18 protein-coding genes and 2 pseudogenes are annotated in these 20847 nt (G+C 58.6%); 4 read left to right on the top strand and 16 right to left on the bottom strand.

Annotated features, from left to right (window positions below):
* Window positions 1-35: 35 nt before the first annotated feature.
* From arcA to BLU37_RS00675, 8 genes are all read right to left on the bottom strand, one after another.
* A complete protein-coding gene (gene arcA / locus BLU37_RS00710; RefSeq protein WP_090201937.1) occupies window positions 36-1292 on the bottom strand; it encodes an arginine deiminase in 1257 nt (418 codons plus the stop codon).
* Window positions 1293-1323: 31 nt separating this feature from the next.
* A complete protein-coding gene (arcD, locus tag BLU37_RS00705) occupies window positions 1324-2751 on the bottom strand; it encodes an arginine-ornithine antiporter (protein WP_090201936.1) in 1428 nt (475 codons plus the stop codon).
* 321 nt (window positions 2752-3072) lie between these two features.
* A complete protein-coding gene (locus tag BLU37_RS00700) occupies window positions 3073-4422 on the bottom strand; it encodes a CoA transferase (RefSeq protein WP_090201935.1) in 1350 nt (449 codons plus the stop codon).
* Between the two features lie 143 nt (window positions 4423-4565).
* Complete coding sequence (locus BLU37_RS00695; RefSeq protein ID WP_026007713.1) at window positions 4566-4973, bottom strand: YbaN family protein; 408 nt, start codon at window positions 4971-4973, stop codon at window positions 4566-4568.
* Window positions 4974-5201: 228 nt separating this feature from the next.
* Window positions 5202-5810, bottom strand: a complete 609-nt coding sequence (locus BLU37_RS00690; RefSeq protein WP_090201934.1) for a biliverdin-producing heme oxygenase — start codon at window positions 5808-5810, stop codon at window positions 5202-5204.
* A gap of 109 nt (window positions 5811-5919) precedes the next feature.
* Entirely contained in the window at window positions 5920-8523 is a 2604-nt protein-coding gene (locus BLU37_RS00685; RefSeq protein WP_090201933.1) for a TonB-dependent receptor, read from the bottom strand.
* A gap of 115 nt (window positions 8524-8638) precedes the next feature.
* Complete coding sequence (locus BLU37_RS00680; protein ID WP_090201932.1) at window positions 8639-9616, bottom strand: FecR family protein; 978 nt, start codon at window positions 9614-9616, stop codon at window positions 8639-8641.
* A 94-nt stretch (window positions 9617-9710) separates the two neighbouring features.
* Complete coding sequence (locus tag BLU37_RS00675; protein WP_090201931.1) at window positions 9711-10229, bottom strand: RNA polymerase sigma factor; 519 nt, start codon at window positions 10227-10229, stop codon at window positions 9711-9713.
* 258 nt (window positions 10230-10487) lie between these two features.
* On the opposite strand from BLU37_RS00675, the gene BLU37_RS00670 reads away from it, so the two are divergent.
* A complete protein-coding gene (locus BLU37_RS00670; RefSeq protein WP_090201930.1) occupies window positions 10488-11135 on the top strand; it encodes a T3SS effector cysteine hydrolase SpvD family protein in 648 nt (215 codons plus the stop codon).
* Window positions 11136-11605: 470 nt separating this feature from the next.
* Here BLU37_RS00670 and fdxA read toward each other — a convergent pair whose 3' ends face one another.
* The 3 genes and pseudogenes from fdxA to BLU37_RS00655 all read right to left on the bottom strand — a co-directional run.
* Window positions 11606-11929, bottom strand: a complete 324-nt coding sequence (fdxA, locus tag BLU37_RS00665; RefSeq protein ID WP_003222178.1) for a ferredoxin FdxA — start codon at window positions 11927-11929, stop codon at window positions 11606-11608.
* A 141-nt stretch (window positions 11930-12070) separates the two neighbouring features.
* Complete coding sequence (gene mutS / locus BLU37_RS00660) at window positions 12071-14638, bottom strand: DNA mismatch repair protein MutS (protein ID WP_090201929.1); 2568 nt, start codon at window positions 14636-14638, stop codon at window positions 12071-12073.
* 51 nt (window positions 14639-14689) lie between these two features.
* Window positions 14690-15130, bottom strand: a pseudogene (locus tag BLU37_RS00655) (tyrosine-type recombinase/integrase); the annotation flags it as partial.
* Between the two features lie 92 nt (window positions 15131-15222).
* Between BLU37_RS00655 and BLU37_RS29395 the strand changes: the two are divergent.
* Entirely contained in the window at window positions 15223-15924 is a 702-nt protein-coding gene (locus BLU37_RS29395) for a lysis system i-spanin subunit Rz (RefSeq protein WP_232000449.1), read from the top strand.
* 56 nt (window positions 15925-15980) lie between these two features.
* On the opposite strand, the gene BLU37_RS28940 is transcribed toward BLU37_RS29395, so the two are convergent.
* From BLU37_RS28940 to BLU37_RS00625, 5 genes and pseudogenes are all read right to left on the bottom strand, one after another.
* The gene (locus tag BLU37_RS28940) at window positions 15981-16289 is read right to left on the bottom strand and encodes a hypothetical protein (protein WP_157696358.1); all 309 of its coding nucleotides are present in this window, start codon (window positions 16287-16289) and stop codon (window positions 15981-15983) included.
* Window positions 16282-16485, bottom strand: a complete 204-nt coding sequence (locus tag BLU37_RS28935) for a hypothetical protein (RefSeq protein ID WP_157696357.1) — start codon at window positions 16483-16485, stop codon at window positions 16282-16284. The genes BLU37_RS28940 and BLU37_RS28935 overlap by 8 nt, the downstream gene beginning before the upstream one ends.
* A 401-nt stretch (window positions 16486-16886) precedes the next feature.
* Window positions 16887-17735, bottom strand: a complete 849-nt coding sequence (locus tag BLU37_RS29765; protein ID WP_157696356.1) for an acyltransferase family protein — start codon at window positions 17733-17735, stop codon at window positions 16887-16889.
* Window positions 17678-17965 carry an acyltransferase family protein gene (locus BLU37_RS29760; protein WP_090201925.1) on the bottom strand — a complete coding sequence of 96 codons (288 nt, stop codon included), beginning with the start codon at window positions 17963-17965 and terminating at the stop codon, window positions 17678-17680. Before BLU37_RS29760 ends, BLU37_RS29765 begins: the two co-directional genes overlap by 58 nt.
* 355 nt (window positions 17966-18320) lie before the next feature.
* Window positions 18321-18960 (bottom strand): annotated as a pseudogene (locus BLU37_RS00625) (IS5 family transposase); the annotation flags it as partial.
* Window positions 18961-19140: 180 nt separating this feature from the next.
* On the opposite strand from BLU37_RS00625, the gene BLU37_RS00620 reads away from it, so the two are divergent.
* Complete coding sequence (locus BLU37_RS00620) at window positions 19141-19884, top strand: LexA family transcriptional regulator (RefSeq protein WP_026007711.1); 744 nt, start codon at window positions 19141-19143, stop codon at window positions 19882-19884.
* A gap of 605 nt (window positions 19885-20489) precedes the next feature.
* Window positions 20490-20837, top strand: coding sequence for a phage holin family protein (locus BLU37_RS00615; RefSeq protein ID WP_010451186.1), 348 nt, complete (start codon window positions 20490-20492; stop codon window positions 20835-20837).
* Window positions 20838-20847: the final 10 nt, after the last annotated feature.

Below are 20847 nucleotides of genomic sequence, written 5' to 3'. Positions count from 1 at the left end.
TCCTACAAGGAGCAGGGACGGGCTTTGAATCTCGCTCAGTAGTCGATGGGGTCGCGGACGATCGGGCAGGTCATGCAGTGGCCGCCGCCGCGTCCTCGTCCCAGTTCGCCGGCACTGATGGTGATGACCTCGACGCCGGCCTTGCGCAGTTGGGTGTTGGTGTAGGTGTTGCGGTCGTAGCCGATCACTACACCGGGCTCCACGGCCACCACGTTGTTGCCGTCGTCCCACTGTTCACGCTCGGCGGCGAAGCTGTTGCCGCCGGTTTCCACCACGCGCAGGGCTTTGAGGCCGAGGGCCTTGGCGACGGTGTCGAGAAAACCGGTTTCCTCGCGACGCACATCGATGCCGCCGGGTTTGCTTTCGTCGGGGCGCAGACTGAAGGCGACGATCTGGTTCACCACTTCCGGGAAGATGGTCACCAGGTCGCGGTCGCAGAAGCTGAACACGGTGTCCAGGTGCATGGCCGCGCGGGATTTCGGCAGGCCGGCGACGATCACCCGTTCCACCGCCTGGTGCTTGAACAGGTTCAGCGCCAGTTGGCCGATGGCCTGGCGCGAGGAGCGCTCGCCCATGCCGATCAACACCACGCCGTTGCCGATCGGCATCACGTCGCCACCTTCGAGGGTGGCGTTGCCGTGGTCCTGATCCGGGTCGCCGTACCAGACCTGGAAGTCGGCGTTGACGAATTCCGGGTGGAACTTGTAGATGGCGGTGGCCAACAGGGTTTCCTGGCGTCGCGCCGGCCAGTACATTGGATTGAGGGTCACTCCGCCGTAGATCCAGCAGGTGGTGTCGCGGGTGAACTGGGTATTGGGCAGCGGCGGCAGGATGAAGCTGGAGTGGCCGAGGAAGTCGCGGAACATCGAGAGGGTTTTACCGCCGAAGCTGTCGGGCAGATCATCGGCAGAAACCCCGCCGATCAGGAATTCGGCGACCTTGCGCGGCTCCAGGCTGCGCAGCCAGGAGCCGACCTCGTGGACCAGGCCGAGGCCGACCTGGTTGGCGGTGAGCTTGCGTTCGAGAATCCAGTCCAGCGCTTCCTTCTGACCGACGATATCGGTCAGCAGGTTGTGCATCTCCAGCACGTCGATATCACGCTCACGCATCTTGGTGACGAAATCGAAATGGTCGCGTTTGGCCTGGGCAACCCAGAGCACATCGTCGAACAGCAGTTCGTCGCAGTTGTTCGGGGTCAGCCGCTGGTGGGCCAGGCCGGGGGAGCACACCATCACCTTGCGTAGTTTGCCGGCTTCGGAATGAACGCCGTACTTCACTTTTTCCGTGGTCATTGCAGATCCTCCAGATAGAACAAACAGGCTGTTACAGCGTCAGGAAGCCGGCGTAGAGGCCATAGGCGGCGAGCAGTGCGCCGGCTACGACGGCTGCGAACACCAGCTTCTCGACGCCGGTGAAGATGGGTTTGCCCAACTCGTGCTTGGCCTTGGCGAACAGGAGCGCGCCAGGGGCGTAGAGCAGGGCGGACAGCAACAGGTATTTCATGCCGCCGGCGTACAGCAGCCAGATCGCATAGACGAGGGCGATGGCGGCGATGAGCAGATCCTTGCGGCGTTCACCGAGGGCGTTTTCGTAGGATTCGCCGCGCACCGCCAGCAGCACCGCGTAGGCCGCCGACCACAGGTAGGGCACCAGAATCATCGAGGTGGCCAGGTAGATCAGCGACAGGTAGGTGCTGGCGGAGAACAGGGTGATGACCAGGAAGATCTGCACCATGGCGTTGGTCAGCCAGAGGGCGTTGGCCGGCACGTGGTTGGCGTTCTCACGGCGCAGGAACGCCGGCATGGTGTGGTCGCGGGCGGCGGCGAACATGATCTCGGCGCATAGCAGCACCCACGACAGCAGGGCGCCGAGCAGCGAGATGATCAGGCCGATGCTGATCAGCAGCGCGCCCCAGTGACCCACCACGTGCTCCAGCACCGCGGCCATGGACGGGTTCTGCAGCTTGGCCAGTTCGGGCTGGGTCATGATCCCCAGCGACAGTACGTTGACCAGTACCAGCAACAGCAGCACGCTGACGAATCCGATGACCGTGGCCTTGCCCACGTCCGAGCGCTTTTGCGCGCGTGAGGAGAAGATGCTCGCCCCCTCGATGCCGATGAACACCCAGACGGTGACCAGCATCATGTTGCGCACCTGGTTCATCACGCTGCCCAGGCCGGGGTTCTTCACGCCCCAGATATCGGCGGTGAAGATCTCCAGCTTGAAGGCGAACAGCGCGATCAGCACGAACAGCAGCAGCGGGACCACCTTCGCGACGGTGGTCACCAGGTTGATGAACGCCGCCTCGTGGATGCCGCGCAGCACGAGGAAATGCACGGCCCACAGCAGCAACGAGGCGCCGACCACCGCTGCGACGGTATTGCCCTCGCCGAAGATCGGGAAGAAGTAGCCCAGGGTACTGAACAGCAGAACGAAGTAACCGACGTTGCCCAGCCAGGCGCTGATCCAGTAGCCCCAGGCCGAAGAGAAGCCCATATAGTCGCCGAAGCCGGCCTTGGCGTAGGCGTAGACCCCACCGTCCAGGTCCGGCTTGCGATTGGCCAGGGTCTGGAACACGAAGGCCAGGGTCAGCATGCCCACGGCGGTAATGGCCCAGCCGATCAACACCGCACCGACATCCGCACTGGCGGCCATGTTTTGTGGCAGGGAAAAGATTCCGCCGCCAATCATCGAGCCCACTACCAGCGCAACCAGTGCGCCTAAACGTAGTTTTCCGGGAGACTCAGCCATTGCCTGACTCCAGTTCAGGAAAAGTGAGGCTTCAGCGTAGGGCGGTAAGTCGAGGAGGGAGATGATATGGATCAGGTTATTGGGGGAATTTAATCGTGGGGGAATAACTTGAGCTTATTGAGCAGGTGTATTTAATTTATTTTATGTGTTTGATTTTTAAGGTTTTATTTAAATCATAAGAAGTTTTTGAGTAATAGGTGTCGCCAATTTGAAAGTTTGTGGCGCCTTGAGTTGAAAAAGTTGATGGCGGGTTTAATTGTTTCCGGAATTTGAATGAATTGGAAGTAAGAGGGCTGGCTCTGTCATTGCCAGCCCTCCCTCTCACCACTTGGCCGGCTGCATGCCCAGCTTCCCGGCGGGCAATTGCCAGTGCAACGGCGTCCCCTCGATGTTCAGTGGGGGTATCAGGCGATGCGCGGGGCCCCAGGCGGTGTACTCGATCCAGGTGCTACGGTCCCGGGCGGTTTCCCGGCGCAGGGGCTGCGTGTCGTTGACCGTTCCGTGCTCCACCAGCAATTTCGCCGTGCGCGCCAGCGACAACCTGGCTGAGCCGCCGCGTCCGCTGTGCAGCCGTTCGGTCAGCGCACGGATCGCCGTGGCCGCCATCAGGTAGCCGGTGGCATGGTCCAGCGCCTGTACGGGCAAGGGCGTCGGCACATCCGCTTGTTGCCAGCGCTGTCCGGCCTCGGCGATGCCGCAGCTCATCTGCACCAGGCTGTCGAAACCGCGACGGTTGCGCCACGGGCCGTTCCAGCCATAGGCATTCAGGCTGATGTCGATCAACCCCGGCGCCAGTTGCCGACGGTGTTGCGCGGCGTAGCCAAGTCGCTCCAGGGCGTCGGCCCGATAGCCATGCAGGAGGATATCGGCCTGGCCCAGCAACTGCTCGAAGGTCTGCCGGTCGGTGCTGTCATGCAGGTTCAGGCGGGCGCAGCGTTTGCCGCGGGTGACTTCCGGCACCAGGCTCGGTTCTTCCCAATCGGGTGGATCGATTCGCAGCACATCAGCACCGAGCCCGGCCAGCATGCGGCTGGCAACCGGGCCGGCAAGGATACGGGTCAGGTCGAGGACCTTGACTCCTGCCAGCGGTTGCGCCGCCGAACCGGTCCAGACGCGGACTCTCTGATCATCGTCGAAGCTGCGTTGGATCAGCGCCTCGGCATTCACCGCCAAGCCCTGGGGATGACTTTTCCAATCGTCCCAGGAACGCATTTCGGCGGCGCAGCCACCGCTGTCGATGACCGCCTGTTCCAGTTCGCCCTTGTTCCAGAGGGCGACCCGCTTGGCCATCGCCGCCCGGTCGCTGACCTGCCCCAGCACCCGCTCGGCGGCGGCTCGATGGTGGGGGGCGTTGGTGTGCAGGCGAATCCAGCCATCGGCCGTGGCGTAATCACCGGCAATCGGATCCCAGGGCGCCGGCAGGCTCCAGCCGATGGGGCGCAGGGAGCTGGCGAACCAGAAGGAAGCCAGGCGCCGATCGACACTAACCCCCGGACTCTCTCCGGTCTGTTGTCGGCGCAGTTCGGCCACTGCCTGGCCCACGGCCGCCAGGCTGGCGCTGGCGAGGTCCGTGACGGCGAAGGCCGAGGGCAGCGCGCCGGATTCGGTGAAGTCAGGGGAAGAGGCGGGTAGCTCGAGTGCGGCTTGAATGGATGTCAGCAGAGCGGTCATCGAAAGGCCCTCCATGAGAAAGGACATTGCAGCGCAAATATTCGGGGCTGTCGATGTTTGCAGGAAAGCCCACCGATGATTGTAGGCCAGGTGCGATGACTGAGGTGGACGCCGTCTGGCTGGCGATGGCGTCAGTGCCGGCGTCAGGGCAGTTCGGTGCTCGGCAGGCGCTCTGGGCGGGACCAGATCCACAGGTTGCCGAGGGTCATCCCGGCAATGGCCAGGTAGATCGGCCAGTGGTGTTCGAGCATCACCAGCATCAGCGTCGCGCACAGCAGCATGCTGACCGTGGCGCTGACCTTGGCCCGGCGGGCGATGATCTTGCCGTTGCGCCAGTTGCTGAGGATCGGCCCGAACAGCCGGTGGTTCTCCAGCCAGGCGCTCAGCCGCGGTGAACTCTTGGTGGCGGCCCAGGCGGCCAGCAGGATGAATTCGGTGGTCGGCAGGCCGGGCACGACGATGGCGATCAGGCCGATGCCGAGGCTGACATAGGCGAGCAGGCCGAACAGGATGCGGGCGAGTTTGGACGACGAGGGCGTTTTGCTGGTCATGGTTTCAATTGTGGTGCGCTGGGCGATTTGTCTCAAGCCTGGTGTTTCATTCGCATGGTAGGGGGCCTTCCGGGCCTCTTCGCGGCGGTCCGGCGATCCGGCAAGCCCGGCTCCTACAGTTTCGTGTCGTACTAAGGATCCGTGTACGACGTATCCCTGTAGGAGCCGGGCTTGCCCGCGAAGAGGCCCCCGAAATCACCGAAGGCCCCCCAGGCAAACCCGAATCACTCAGGCCAGCTCAGGCGCCGATGCGTAAGCCTGTTCCAGCAGCACGGTAAAGCGCACGAACGCATTGATGGCGCCTTTTTCCACCGCCGCTTCCTCTTCGGCGCTGAACTCCAGACCGTCGAGGGTCTTGATGAAGCTTTTCCAGCCCTCGGCACGGCCACCCGCCGGTTCGCCCAGATGACGGGCGCCAAAGGTTTCGCTCAGGCCCAGGCCGACGGCCCGCTTGATCAGGAACGCCGCACCGAGCTTGGAGCCCTCGGAAACGAAGATCCAGCCCAGGGCTTCGGCCTTGCTCGGGTTCTTCACGGCGCCGGCCACGGGTTCCGGTACTTCGGTTTCCAGGTCCGCCAGGTCGGCCTTGGCCGCTTCGGCCCGGCAGCGCGCCGGCAGGTCGGGGATGAGGGCGATCAGTTCAGGGGCGTTGTACAGCGCAACCAGTTCCGACTGGAACAGGTACTGAGCGACGACGAAACGGGCGAAGTTGGCCGGGGTCTCGAAGGGCGCGTGGGCCTTCACCAATTGGTCGAGCTGGCTGTGTGGTTCGTGGGTGATCTGGTTCAGGCGCTGGGAGCGCAGGCTTGGGCGTTGGGTAGTGTCCTGGGAGGTCATCACGGAGTCCTTGGGAATGAGAGGCGCTTTCAGTTACTAGACGAACAAGGAGACGCGCCACAGTAAAAAAACCTCACCCTGCTGTTGGTTCGGGTGAGGTGTGGGGGGCTCAGATATCCCAGATCAGGTTCACCGAGACGTTGCGACCCGGAGCGGTCAGGCGGTCGAGGTTGGCCGGGCTGAGCACGCCGGCTTCGCCCACGCCGTCGTAGCCGCGCACGTCATCCCAGTTCCAGTATTTCTTGTCGGTCAGGTTGTACAGGCCGGCATTGACCGTCACGTCGTCGGTGACCTTGTAGAAACCGGTCAGGTCGAGCACGCCATAGCCCGGGGTCTTGAATTGCTTGCTGCTGGTCAGGCCGTCGGGGGCGTTGAAGGTGGTGTCGTCCACCCGGTCCTTGCGCTTGACCAGGGTCCAGCTGAGCAGCGTGCCGTAGTGCTCCTGGTCGTAGCCCAGGCCGAATACGCCGGTGAGCGGGTTGACGCTGTTGATCGGTTCGCCATTGTCGTTGTTGCGACCATAGGCATAGGCCAGCGAACCCTGGGTGTAGAGCCCTTGCGGTGCGCCGAAAGCGTCCAGGTTCAGGCGCCCCTTGACCTCTGCGCCCTTGATGGTGGCGTGCTTGATGTTGTTGGTCTGGAAGGTCAGTTCGCTGTAGCCGGGAGCGACCGCGTCTTCGTTGATGAAGTCGCGATATTGGTTGTAGAACAGCGCCACGTCGAAAGAGCCGGTATCGAATCGACCGCGCAGGCCGGTTTCGTAGCTTTTGCTTTTTTCCGGTTCCAGATTCGGGTTGGGTTCGACGTTATAGCCGGTGGTACCGTTCTGGAAGCGACCGTACAGTGCCTTGGCGGATGGGGTGCGGAACCCTTCGGCGTATTGGCCGTACCAGGTGTACTGGTCGGTCAGGGCGTAGGTCAGGCCGAACTTGGGCGATACGCGGTGCCAGGTCTTGTTCGAACCATCGATATCGCCACCGCCCGCTGCGGTGATGGTGTTGATGAACTCCTGGGTGATGTGTGGCTTGAGCTGGGTGTAGTCGTAGCGCAGGCCAGGCAGGAAGGTCCACTTGTTCCAGCTGATCTGGTCCTGGGCAAACAGCGAGTAGGTATTGATGGTCGGATCGGGGAAGTCGCTGGATTTCACCAGGCGATCCAGCGGGCTGTTGCCGCCAACCGTGGTGCAACCCTGGCCTGGCACGCTGCTCACCGCCAGGCAGGTGCCGCTGCCGCTACGCGAGCCCGTGACTTTCTGTTGCTTGATCGTGGTGCCGTAGGTCAACAGGTGATCGGTTTCACCGAGGTTGAAGGCCTTGTCCGCCTGGGCGTCGAGTACCCATTGCTGTTCCTTGTAGAGCGTGTTCCGGCTGCGCATCACACGACGCACGAAGGGGAAGTAGTCCTCAAGGGTGCTCTCGTCGGTCTTGGCGGTCTGATAGTTCAGGCTCAGCTTGACGTGATCGGCCACGGCGCTGTCCAGGCCGAAGCTGTTCTCGATGCCGAAGCGTTCGCGGGTGACGGTGTCGTTGCCGGTACGCGAGCGATACATGCCGACTCCCGTGCCGTTGCTGAACGGTCCACCCACGGCGCTGCGCTGGTTGGTGTCGACATCGCTCTTGTAGCGCTCATAGGTCAGGCCCAGGCGCGAGTCATCGTTGTAGTTCCAGCCCAACTTGGCCAAGACGTTGCTGGTGCGGTTGGTTTCCGGGTTGGCCTCGGTGCGTTTCAGCCCGGTGCCGCCGGTGTCATCGTAGGATTCGGTTTCGCGGCCGTTGCGTTGGCTCAGGTGCAGCAGGCCGTCGAAGTCACCGCTGCGGCCGGCGAAGGTGCCTGAGGTCAGCCAGCTGTTGTCGGCGGAACTGTAGCCGGTCTTCAGGCGGGCACCCACGTCCTCGCCGGGCTTGATGATGTCGCTGGGATCAAGGGTGTAGTAGCTGACCGCGCCGCCGATGGCGTTGCTGCCATAGAGCACCGAGGCCGGGCCGCGAAGGATTTCCACGCGCTTGACGATTTCCGGGTCGACGTAGTTGCGATGGGTTTGCGCGTAGGGCCCGTTGAAGAAACTGTCCGGGATCTCGACGCCATCGACCTGGGTCAGGATCCGGTCGCCGTCGATGCCACGGATGTTGTAGCCACTGATACCACCACCCCGCAGGCCCGCGCCGCTGACGGAAACCCCCGGTTCATAACGCACCAGTTGCCTGATGTTGTTCACGTTCTGCCGATCGAGTTGCTGGCGGTCCTGCACGGTGACGGTGTTGGGGACCGAGGACACGTCCTGTTCCTGACGGGTGGCACTGATGGTCACCTGCTGCAGGTTGAGGGTGGCACTGCTGGCACGTTTTTCCAGCACGACATTGTTCTCGCCGAGCTTGCGGTAGCTCAGGTTGGTGCCGTTCAGCAGTTGTTCCAGGGCCTTCTCCGGTGTCAGTGCGCCGCGCACGCCCGGCGATGCCACACCCTGGCCCAGTTCGGCGGGCAGGCCGATCTGCCAACCGGTCACTGACGTGAAGGCGTTCAGTGCCGAGACCAGGGGCTGCTGGGCAATGGAAAAGTTGTAGTTGCCCAGACTGTGCGCCGGTTGGGGGTTGTCGGTGGCCGCCAGTACCGGCGTTGCCTGGGCTCCAGCGAGCAGCACGGCGACGGTGAGCAGGGACAGGGTGCACTGTTGCAGGCCGCCGCTGCCGGCCTTGGAGGTGAAACGAGTGGGCATCGAGAGCGCTCCGGTATTCGAAACTTATAGTTGCGACGCGATTCGATATGAGAATCACTTGCATTGGCTATGACGAGACGAATTATCGATGGCTATCGAGTAAAAATATTTGTAACTAGTTGAGAATCACCACGGCCGGGTATTCCGAGATTCGCGCAGAGGTGATGTGGGCCAGTGAGCGGACCACGTCCAGCGGCTTGTCCAGGCGGTAGTTGCCGGTGACGGTGACCTTGGCCAACTGCTCGTTGTTGTTGACGATCCAGCCCGGGTAGTAGCGTCGCAGTTCGGCCAGCACCTGGCCCATCGGGCAGTTTTCGAACACCAGGCGGCCTTGGATCCAGGCCAGGTCCTTCTGGGCATCGAGCTTTTCCGGACGACCGAAACCGTGGGGGCCGATCCGCACACTGCTGCCGGCGGACAAGCGCAGATGGGCGCTGTCATCGCGGGTGCGCAGGTCGACGTTGCCACGCTGGACCTGCACCTGCGCTTCACCGTCCAGGTAGCGCACGGCGAAGCTGGTATCCCGCACGCTGGCCTGGACCGGACCTGCATCGATCTCCAGCGGCTGTTCGCGTTGGCCGGACACCTCGAAAAATGCTTCGCCCCTGTAGAGTCGGGCCAGGTGCTGCTGGTCGGTGAAACGGCTGGAAAACGCTGAATTGGTATTGAGCAGGACCTTCGAGCCATCCTCCAACTGGAGATGCTGGCGCTCGCCAACCACGGTCAGGTGGTCGGCCTGCAGGCGCAGCGGCAGGTTGCCGTAGATGCCCACGGCGACCAGCAGCACGGCGGCGGTCGCCAGGGGTTTCCAGTGGGGGCGCAGGCGCTGTGACAGCGAGGGACGCTGGCGGGTCGTCGCCTGCAAGGCCTGGGCGGCGGCGATCACCGGCTGGGCGTTCCAGGCGCCGCTGGCGTGGGCATAAGCCTGGGCATGGGCCGGATCGGCGGCAAGCCAGGTGTCGAATTCGGCACGTTGCGTGGCTGTCGGGCACTCCATCACGATCAGCCAGTCCAGTGCCTGATCCATGGCGTCGTCTGGCAACACCTGTCGAGCGGTCTCGGGAGGAGGTGGCTGGTTGGGGCTGTCCGTCACGGGTGTTCCTCGGCAATCGCTGTCACGGTTCGATTCGGTGATCCGCTTGATCAGTGGGCGGCGGATCTTATAGGTCTTGGGTCTGGCGGCAAGCTTACGGGTGATCCAGGCGGTCAGCTACCCCGACGCAAATGGCCATGATCAGCTTGAGGTCCTTTTGCACAGTGCTCAGGGACACTTCGAGTCGTTTGGCGATCTCCTGGTAACTGCAGCCGTGCAGGCGATTGAGGATGAAGATCTGCTGCTGGCGGGCAGTCAATTGGCCAAGGCTCATACTCAGGCGCTCCAGCAGTCGTTCGGCATGGGTGGCTTCTTCGGGGGTACTCAGCGGTGCGGCGACACTCTCCACGACCTCCGCTGGCACGTCTTCCAGCAACGTACGCGACTGGATACGCCGCGCCCGCAGATGGTCCAGCGCGAGGTTGCGGGCGGTCTGGAAGACGAAAGGCTCAAGGTGATCGATGGGACGTTCGCTCAGCGCCCGGGTGACTCGCAGGTAGGTCTCCTGCAACAGGTCCTCGGCGGTGCTGGGGTTTTGCACCATGCGCTGCAGCGTACGCAGCAAGGTGAGTCGCTGGCTGAGGAAGACCTGGTTGAACTGGGATTGCGTCACGACGACACCTGACCGATTTTGTGATAATGATAATATTTATCATTTGAATGTCCGGTCAAGGGCCAATCTGCCTGCTGCGTGACTGTGCGGGTTGGGGCCGCCAAGAAAATAGAGTTATTGCTGTTTGCTTTTTAATTATCTCAAGTGTTCATGGAACACCCAGCTTTGGTTGTTTTGGCAAGGAGCGATTTATCGTATTTTTGTTTTTCGCTGGTGCGGTAGGTTCTGGAAATACTCGAATCTGCGTAGAGGAAAAACATGAAACTTGTGGGTGGTGTCGGTTCCCTGGATTTCGCAAGTCAGAAAGTTGCCGATGATATAGGCGGCAGGCAATTGTGGCCTTCGGTGGAAAAGGATGTGGAAAAGATCAAGGGCGCCCTGTATGTCGAGGACAACCCCTGCTGTCTGCCTGAGCGGATTGATCTGGAGACCGTGAATAATATGGCGGCATTTGTGAACAATACCAGGGTCAACTATTCCGGAAACTGCTCCTTGTTGGCCGCAGCCTTGCACTTCAATGCCACCCGAGGGGAAAATATTCTTAGAGTAGGGAATACCGGGCTGTTTTTCTGGGGGACAGAGAGTGATACGGTTCATAGAGTCATATTTGGCCATAGACTGAAAAACTCCCACTGTCTTGAGTCGATCGAGCAAGTGCAGGAAGAAATTCTTCGGCGGCATGCGGAAAGTGGCGAAACATCCTTTGTCGTCGGCGTTGAAGACTACTCCGGCGCTCTTTTCGAGCGTAACCATGACTTCAATGCGGTTATTCTATTCGATAATGAACAAACACCCTATGTCCAGTTCGTCGATGCCTGGAGCAAATTCGATACGACGCCTGCTGCTGACACCCTGAACAAGACGTATGACCCGAAAAAACCTTTCACCTTTCATGTCTACTCCTGACCCTCGTTGAGGCACGCAAGGGCGGTGATTTTCTCAGACCTTCAGAAACCCAGAAGCTCTGTTTTGGTTGCCTGGCGGTGTAAGTCTTTGCTTACGCGTTACGTAAGCGATCAAAGATCAGTACCGAAACAGTTTATCGAGCGATCTGTTTAACTATTTGAAATAGAATGATTTTTTATTTCTGTTTAAAAATCAAAGTGTCGTCGTGTGCCGCTCGATCCCCTTGCGGACGTCCGGAAAGTCATTAATATCAGCCCTGTGTCGACGGATAGACACGGCGATCACGGAAGATCGCTGAGAGGAACATCGCAGGATGCGATTCATCAGGATGATGAAAGGGAAAAAAGGGACTAGGGAAAAAATGTGGGCGGGTTACACCGCCCCTTTTTTTTGCCTGCAGAAAAGTGCCGGCCCTGACCCGAAAATGCAAAAAGGCCCGCAACGGGCCTTTTTTGGCAGCACGCAGAACGTCAGCGTTCGAGATCCTTGATCTTGCCCTTGACGCCATCCCACTCTTCGGCGTCAGGCAGCGATTCCTTTTTCTCGGTGATGTTCGGCCAAATCTCGGCCAACTCGACGTTCAGTTGAATGAACTCTTGCATGTCCTCTGGGACTTCATCTTCGGAGAAGATGGCCACGGCGGGACATTCTGGCTCGCACAGTGCGCAATCGATGCACTCATCCGGGTGAATCACCAGGAAGTTCGGGCCTTCGTAAAAGCAGTCCACCGGACAGACTTCTACGCAGTCGGTGTACTTGCACTTGATGCAGTTGTCGGTGACGACGAAGGTCATTTCTAATTTTCTCCTCAGGCGGCGGCAGCGATAACCCTATCAGGATGGGCTCGCAGGGTTTGGGAACGGCTCTGCGAACCAGGCTAATAGCCCGCAGCTTCCCAAACCGCGCGAGATTCTAGCAGCTTGCAGCCGTCTGCGTTAGATCCGTGTCTTCAAGGTGTAGAGCATTTCCAGTGCACGGCGCGGCGTCAGGTCGTCCAGGTCGAGCTTGGCCAGTTCGTCGAGCACCGGGTGCGGCAGGCTCGCGAACAGGTCGCTCTGCTGCGGCACCGCGGGCTTGCCGGGCTTGGCCACCGGGGCTTCATGGGGCAGGCTGGTGGTTTCCAGGCGGCTCAGGTGTTCGCGTGCACGGCGGATCACATCGCCCGGTACGCCGGCCAATTGTGCCACTGCCAGGCCGTAGCTCTGGCTGGCGGGGCCGGGCAGCACGTGGTGCAGGAAGACGATACGTTCGTTGTGCTCGGTGGCGTTCAGGTGCACGTTCGCGACCAGCGGTTCGCTTTCCGGCAGCACCGTCAGTTCGAAATAGTGGGTGGCGAACAGGGTGTAGGCCCGCAGGTGCGCCAGCCGCTCGGCGGCGGCCCAGGCCAGGGACAGGCCGTCAAAGGTGCTGGTGCCACGGCCGACTTCGTCCATCAGCACCAGGCTGCGTTCGGTGGCGTTGTGCAGGATATTGGCGGTTTCGCTCATTTCCACCATGAAGGTCGAGCGACCACCGGCCAGGTCGTCGCTGGAGCCGATCCGGGTGAAGATCCGGTCCACCGGCGACAGCTCGCAACTGGCGGCGGGCACGTAGCTGCCGATGTGGGCCAGTAGCACGATCAATGCGGTCTGGCGCATGTAGGTGGATTTACCGCCCATGTTCGGGCCGGTGATTACCAGCATGCGGGTGTTGTCGTCCAGTGCCAGGTCGTTGGCGACGAACGGGGTGGTCAGGACCTGCTCGACCACCGGATGGCGACCCTGGCCGATGCGCATGCATGGCTCGTCGACGAACCGTGGGCAATTGAGGTCCAGGTTCAGCGCACGTTCGGCGAGGTTGCTCAGCACATCCAGTTCGGCCAGCGCGGCGGCGGTGTCCTGCAGCGGTGGCAATTCGCCGATGAGCATTTCCAGCAGGGCTTCGTAGAGCATCTTCTCCCGAGCCAGCGCCCGGCTCTTGGCGGACAGCGCCTTGTCTTCGAACTCCTTGAGTTCCGGGGTGATGAAGCGCTCGGCGCCCTTGAGGGTCTGGCGGCGGATGTAGTCGGCCGGTGCCGACTCGGCCTGCTTGCTCGGCAGCTCGATGAAGTAGCCGTGCACGCGGTTGTAGCCGACCTTGAGGTTGGCCAGGCCCGTGCGGGCCTTTTCCCGGGCTTCCAGATCGATCAGGAATTGTCCGGCGTTTTCGCTGAGCGACAGCAGTTCGTCGAGTTCTGCGTCGTAGCCGGTCTTCAACACGCCACCGTCGCGGATGACCGCGGGCGGGTTGTCGATAATGGCCCGCTCCAGCAGGATCGCCAGTTCCGGGTAGGTGCTGGTGGTCGTGGCCAGTTGCTTGAGGTGCGGGGCATCGAGTTCGAGCATCGCATCCTGCAACTGCGGCAGGGCCCCGAGGGCATCACGCAGCCGCGCGAGGTCACGGGGCCGGGCGTTACGCAGGCCGATCCGGGCGAGAATCCGCTCGATATCACCGATTTCCTTGAGCTGTGGTTGCAGCCGTTCGAAACGGTAGCCTTCCAGCAGGCAGCCGATAGAGGTCTGGCGCGCGATGAGGATCTTCAGGTCACGCAGCGGACGATTCAGCCAGCGGGTCAGCAGGCGGCTGCCCATGGCGGTCTGGCAACGGTCGACCACCGACTGCAGGGTGTTGTCGCGCCCGCCGGCAAGGTTGGTATCCAGTTCCAGGTTGCGCCGGCTGGCGGCATCGAGCACCACGGTGTCGTCCAGGCGCTCGTGGCGCAGGCTGCGCAAATGCGGCAGGGCGGTGCGCTGGGTTTCCTTGGCATACCCGAGCAGACAGCCGGCGGCGCCGATGGCCAGGGTCAGGGTTTCGCAGCCGAAGCCCTTGAGGTCCTGCACGGCGAATTGCTGGCAGAGGCTTTTATGGGCCGAGTCGTGTTCGAAATCCCACGGTGCGCGTCGACGCGTGCCACGGCGTTTTTCCGCCGGCAGGCCTTGCGGCCAGTCGTCCGGGATCAGCAACTCCACCGGATTGATCCGCTCAAGCTCGGCCAGCAGGTTTTCCCAGCCCTTGATCTCCAGCACGCTGAAGTTGCCGCTGGTGATATCCAGTACCGCCAGGCCGAACAGGCGCTCGTCGCCCAGTACCGCGGCGATCAGGTTGTCGCGGCGCTCGTCGAGCAGCGCTTCGTCACTGATGGTGCCGGGAGTGATGATCCGCACCACCTGACGCTCCACCGGGCCCTTGCTGGTTGCCGGGTCACCGATCTGCTCGCAGATCACCACCGATTCGCCGAGTTTCACCAGCTTGGCCAGGTAGCCTTCGAGGGAGTGAAACGGAATCCCGCACATCGGAATCGACTGCCCGGCTGACTGCCCGCGTGCGGTCAGGGTGATGTCCAGCAGCTTGGCGGCCTTCTTTGCATCCTCATAGAAGATCTCGTAGAAGTCGCCCATGCGGTAGAACATCAGCTGATCGGGGTGCTGGTTCTTCAGGCGCCAGTATTGCTGCATCATCGGGGTGTGGCTTGAAAGGTCTGTCATACGGGGCTTTCGGCTCTGCCTGTCTATTTGACAATTCACATCTGTCTAATACTACAGGGATTTTTTAGGCATTGTTGGCGGCAGGCCAATGTTGATTTTTCGCAGGCGCAGATATCGCTGCGTCATCTTGGCGTCTGTGTGACCGCCAAGTTTTTGCGCGTCATTGCCCTGATCATCGGTATCGGAAAGCGACTTGGCACGCAGGTCATGAAGGCTCGCATCCTCCACGCCAGCTTTCTTGCAACTGATCGCAAAGGCGTCCTTGACCGAGCTGTAGTGGACGGGCTTTCCGCCGCGAGGGGAGCAAAAAAGGGTCAGGTCTCGGATTTTCCTTGGTAGCGCCTTCACCCTGGCGATCAGGTCATCAAGGTCTGGAGTCATTTGCACCAGCAGCTTTGCACTGGTCTTTTCCTGCTTGAATGCGATGCCCTCGGCGCTGATATCCGATAGCCGGATGGCCAGGATGTCACCAATGCGCTGACCGGTCAGGTATCCACCGCTTGCCGGTGGTGATGTCCGTGTAGTGCGCCCCGATACTCGGGGGCTTTGTTGCCGGCGCGCCCGCACCGGTGACTGTGTGCTGAATGTTCGCCATTTCATGCTCCAGATATGAGGTGGTTTCCCTGGCCATCGACCAGTGTGTTTCCTGCGCCGTCTACCAGCGCGCCATCCGTGCCAGGGTCGACAGGACCGCCGCCGCCTTCGAGCGTGGTGACACGCTGCTGCAGGTCGACCACCGCGTTGAACAAGCCGGATACATGGTACTGGCTCTGGCGCTCATCGGCGCCGGTGCTGGTGCTGCATGGGAGTGGCAGGCAAACGCCTACGGCAAGCGCTTGGCCGAGCAGGGCGCCGCCTACCAGGCTGATCTTTCCTCGATCGCTACAGCCGGCGCCGCCCAGGCCCGGCAGGCTGTTGAGCAACAACAGGTCGCGCAGAAGGCGCTGGCCGACCTCGATGCAAAATCTACCCAGGAGAAAGCCGATGCTCTGGCCAAAAACGATTTGCTACGCCGGCTGTACGGCGTTTCGCAGACTGATAATGAAAAGCTTCATGCTGATGTTGCTTCTGGCCAGCGCCGGCTGCGTATCGCGGCAGCCTGTTCAGTCGCTTCCAGTGGCAGCGTCGTGCCCCAGGCCGCCAGCGCCTCCGGCCTGGGCGATGCAGCCTCCGTCGAACTCGCTCCAACTGCTGGACAGACTGTTTTCGATATCCGCGCCCGAATCATCGCAGACCAAGCAGCCTTGAGGGCGTTGCAGGCGTACGTACGAGAGGTGTGTCAGTAGGGCAGAAACAAGAAGCCCGGCGCTAGGCCGGGCTTCTCTGTAGGTTTGTATGTAGCTCAGTTTGCCGCAGATGCTGCCTTGAACAAGTCTTTAGCTGATACGGTTATGAGAGCCATTCCTGCCAATGCAAAAGCAAATGTGGCACCTTGAATTTTTGAGGTAAATTCTGGGAAGAAAGCACACATCAAAAAAGCCAATCCATTTGGAATGCTAGCTGCCGAAAAACTCTTCAAAAAAGCATTATTCAAAGCGTCTGGGATACGCCGCACAGCACAAATCAAATTATGAGAGACAAAGCCAAGCACTGCCGACCCGACGATAATTTGATCTAGGTAGCCAAAGAAGGCAGTGACAATCTCAACCATGGCGCTGCTTTCGCAGTCGAGACGAGATAATCCTGCCGCCTATGAAGCCTGCGGCAGTCAGGGCTACAGCAATGGCCTTTGGGGGTGGCGAGCTGAGCGCCATGCTAAATGCCATGTTTGTGGCAGCACCAAGCAGCGATGCAGATCCGATCATCACGGCAAGATCCTGCGTGTCAAAATTCAGGAAATTTTTCACGATCCTCCACTCCGTCTTGGATGAAGATTCTGTCAGCGAACCAATCCTGATGATTACAGGGGTTTCGCCGTCGCTGTTCTTCAGTATAGAGAATCTGGGGTCAACGACCCTTAAATCAACAGTGTTTTTTAGCGTGGTTAAACGTTAAGAAGATAAGGTTGTTGCATCTGATCGCTGAATGGAGTACGGGGAAAGGTAGGATGTTTTAGGTTGAGGATTTCGGCGAAATAAAAGTGATATGTTTAAAGCTGTGAGGTGTATATTGTTTTATTAATTTTTTAATAAATTTATAAGTCGACTGCTTCAGTCGATATGGTTTTTTATTTGATTTTTTGTGTTCGTGACCGATTTTGGTTTTCTGATTTGTGCAGGGTTTATCGGTCACTTAATTTTTTCGAATATTAGGCAGCGTCTGGAGGGTTTTCCTGTTTGCGTTGTTTTGTTCTTATTTTTTCCATAGGGGTGGATATTTTTTTGTTTATCAAGATTGAGCAGGCAATGCTCAGTGCTATGCATGTATAAGAAAAATACAGTTGGTCATGCATAAAGCCTATTTTATGTCTGTATGATGACAGGACGTAAATTACGAACATGTGGACTATGTATAGTGGATAGCTTAGCTCCCCAATCCATTGGTCCATTTTGCTTGTTCCTTGATAAAAAAATGCAAGAGGCATGAGGGCAAAAACTATTAGAATGAGTGCACAGCCTTTCGCTAATTCGCTTTCAATGGGGATCAGGAAGTATGTTGAAACCAATAAAAGTAGCAGCCAAGTGGAAGCGCTTGAGTAAAGTTTTATATTTTTTATTTTTCTTTTGTATAGAGGCATTAGTATTTGGTGAGATAGTGCGCCCATCAAAAAAAGCGCCAGTTCAGTAGGGAAGAAGCGGTATGTCCAAGGATCTTTAAATCCTAGTCCTATCGAGACTATGTAGTACCGTAGGGCTAATGAGGAAAGTAGTATCGCAATCAGGATTTTTTTTCGTGGCAGAATAAACGGGGCTATAAGGTAGAATGACAATTCGACCCCGAGTGTCCAAGCTTGAGGTAATAATAGACCCTGGTATAGGTTCAGTCCGTCTTTATTGAATTGGGAGGCAAAACCCAAGGAACCGTCTTTTATTCCGAGAAAAAGGACCCAGTCTTGGAAGAAAATTGTAATATTTGATATTGCTAATATTAATGAGGCGCTTAGAGAGCTTGAATGGTATGCGTCGAAAAAATAGTGTATTTTGTGCGGAAGAACCAAAGGAGCGTCAGTGTTGCTATGATTGCATAGGTTGGAAATATGCGAAGATATCGATTTAGGTAGAAATCTTTAAGTGTCGAGTAGGATTTTTTTTCTACTATTATGAATGATATCAAGAAACCGGATATCATGTAAAATATCTGGACTGCGATTTGTCCGCCAACAAGCACAAAGCCGTATGAATGTGCAAATATGACTGATATTGCTAGTAGGGTCCTCAGTAGTCCCATGAATTTTTAGTCCTTTTATATGATGTTTTCTAAAGTTTTTCGCCGAAGTTTATGGCGTTGACTTTTGGGGTTGATTTTTATGTTAAATTTATTAAATGATATCATGAGATGGTGTTTTTCTCAATGTCCGTGGTTTAGGTGTTCGTTGCACTTGCATCAGGTGATAATCTTTCGGAAGTTTCTGGTTTTGAGGGCGATTTCGAGTTCTGTGTCTGCTTTGGGACGTTTTTGAGTAGAGTCATTATTGGCAGTGATTATCTCAAGCCTTTCTCGGATGCTGCCAGAAAAACGGTGTTCTCGTTTCTATCTCTGCTATGAGCAACTCCTGTTTTCGGCTATTTATGCATGCGGTATTCGTTGCTTTACCCTGCAGCAACTGATTGACCTGCGTCATATCTACCACATTCGCCGCCGTGCCCACCAGGCTAGGGACTAGGCCGGAGTCTGCATCGACGCGGATGTGCGCTTTCATCCCAAAGGAATACTGGTTTCCTTTCTTCGTCTGATGCATCTCAGGGTTGTACTTGCCCTCTTTGTTCTTGGTCAAGCTCGGCGCGTGAATAATCGTGGCATCGACCATTGTGCCTTGGTGCAGCATCAGGCCACTATCACCCAGATAACCGTTGATGATCTGTAAAATCCCACTGGCAAACTCAATGGTTTTCCAGCAGCCGATGAAAGTTGAGAATCGTCGTTTCATCGGGAATCTGGTCCAGGAGCAGCCTTGAAAACTGGCGCAGGATTGTTGTTTCGTAGAGTGCTTCCTCCATCATCGGGTCGCCGTAGCCGAACCAGTTCTGCATTAGATGAACCCGCAACATCGTCATCAGCGAGTACTCCGGACTGCCGCCTTCACCTTTTCGATAATATGGTTCGATCAAGGCAATCAGGCCCTTCCAGCGCACGACCTGATCCATCTCAATCAGGAATCGCTCACGCCAGGTCTGTTTGCGTTTACTGACATACTCAGCATTGGCGAATGGCATTTGTTTCATTGGGATCAACCGTTCAGTGTGGATGAGACGGGTATTTCCCCAAATTTGGAAGTGTTTTTCAGAGTTTCCTTAGGTCGCTCAAGAGATAGGGCAGAAGGCATCGCAGCCTGTTGTCGATGAGAAATTTTATGCGTAGGGTATGCAAATTAGCATTTGCTATTCAAGAAAAGCCCCATCAATATGCGCATTATGCAAATACGCAACGTTTCTACCGTCCTCCGAGCACTGCTCGACCGCCACGGGATCTCCCCCACGGAGCTTCACCGGCGCACCGGCGTGCCCCAATCCACCTTGTCGCGGATACTCAGCGGGAAGATCGTCGACCCTTCGGACAAACACATCTCGAAGATCGCCGAGTATTTCCAGGTCAGTACTGACCAGTTGCGTGGCCGTGCCGATATCGGTGCCGCCCGTGACCAGGAACAGGGCCCGCTGCACTCTGAACTCAAGGATATAAGCCTGTGGGACGACGACACCCCCGTCAATGACGACGAGGTGTCCGTGCCCTTTCTTCGCGAGGTTGAATTGGCTGCTGGATCAGGAAGATTCGTCATCGAGGAAAGCGAGAAGGCCAGCCTGCGCTTCGGCAAGCGCAGCCTGCGTCACAACGGCGTGCAGTTCGACCAGGCCAAGTGCGTGACCGTGCGTGGCAACAGCATGTTGCCGGTGCTGCGTGATGGCGCCACGGTCGGGGTCAACGCCGGCAAGAGTGCCATTGGCGACATCGTCGATGGCGATCTCTACGCGATCAACCATAACGGCCAACTGCGGGTGAAGCAGCTCTATCGCCTGCCGACCGGTATTCGCCTGCGCAGCTTCAATCGCGACGAGCACCCGGATGAAGACTACAGCTTCCAGGAAATCCAGGAAGAGCAGATCACCATCCTCGGCCACGTCTTCTGGTGGGGCATGTACGCCCGTTAACGCTCTCTGACTCGGAAAAAACCCACAGCGATGTGGGTTTTTTTTCGCCTGCAAAAAAGCCCCAGCCCTTGATCGGCGCGGCTTCCATGCGCTTGTGCATTTGTCGTGCAAAAATAAATGCATTTATGCATTGACTGTATATGCATACATGCATATTATTTGCTCCAAGCCGGCCGGAAAGGCCAGCCAAGGGCAGCGATGCCAGGGGATGACCCCGAAGCTCTTTAGTCGTACCGCTTCAAAGAACAGGCAGCGATGAACCGGCCTTGACGGTTCAGAGGGTTGGCAACTGACCCGGGTGTGCAGCGTAAAGCACCGTGAACAGTTATCCGGCGGGCAGGGACCGCGGTCGGAAGAACAATTTGAATTGATTCGTACCGCGCCAGTCGCGCCGAAGGATCGGGTGTCCGTTTCGCGTATCCCATGTTCGCCCCAAGGGCGTGCGGGGCCGGAACGGACGCCGGCATTACCAAAGTGCCTGGTATGAGCCGGGCTTTTTGGAATGCCCACCGAACATGGGCTTCGTCGAGAACCCCTTATCTTGAAAAACAAGCCAAACCATCACCGGCCAATGAGTGGCCTTTTTTTATTGCAGGAGGCGTGACATGACGAGCGAGCAACAAGCGTTGGCGGACATGCCTATCTGGCTGGTCATCGTGCTGGCCGTGATCGGCGGCGTGTCCGGCGAAATGTGGCGCGCCGACAAGGAAGGCGCCCGCGGCTGGTCGCTGTTGCGGCGGCTGGTACTGCGCTCCGGGGCCTGCATGGTCTGTGGCGTGTCGACCATCATGCTGCTGTACGCCGCCGGACTGTCGATCTGGACCGCCGGCGCCTTCGGCTGCCTGACCGCGATGGCCGGGGCGGATGTCGCCATCGGTCTTTACGAGCGCTGGGCGGCCAGACGATTGGGGGTTGGCGAAGTGCCTCCTCCGGAGCCCGGGAACAGCCAGTGAGCGCATTGCC

The organism is Pseudomonas asplenii, assembly GCF_900105475.1.
Taxonomy (GTDB): Bacteria; Pseudomonadota; Gammaproteobacteria; order Pseudomonadales; family Pseudomonadaceae; genus Aquipseudomonas; species Aquipseudomonas asplenii.
This window is presented reverse-complemented; position numbering and strand designations above follow the sequence as displayed.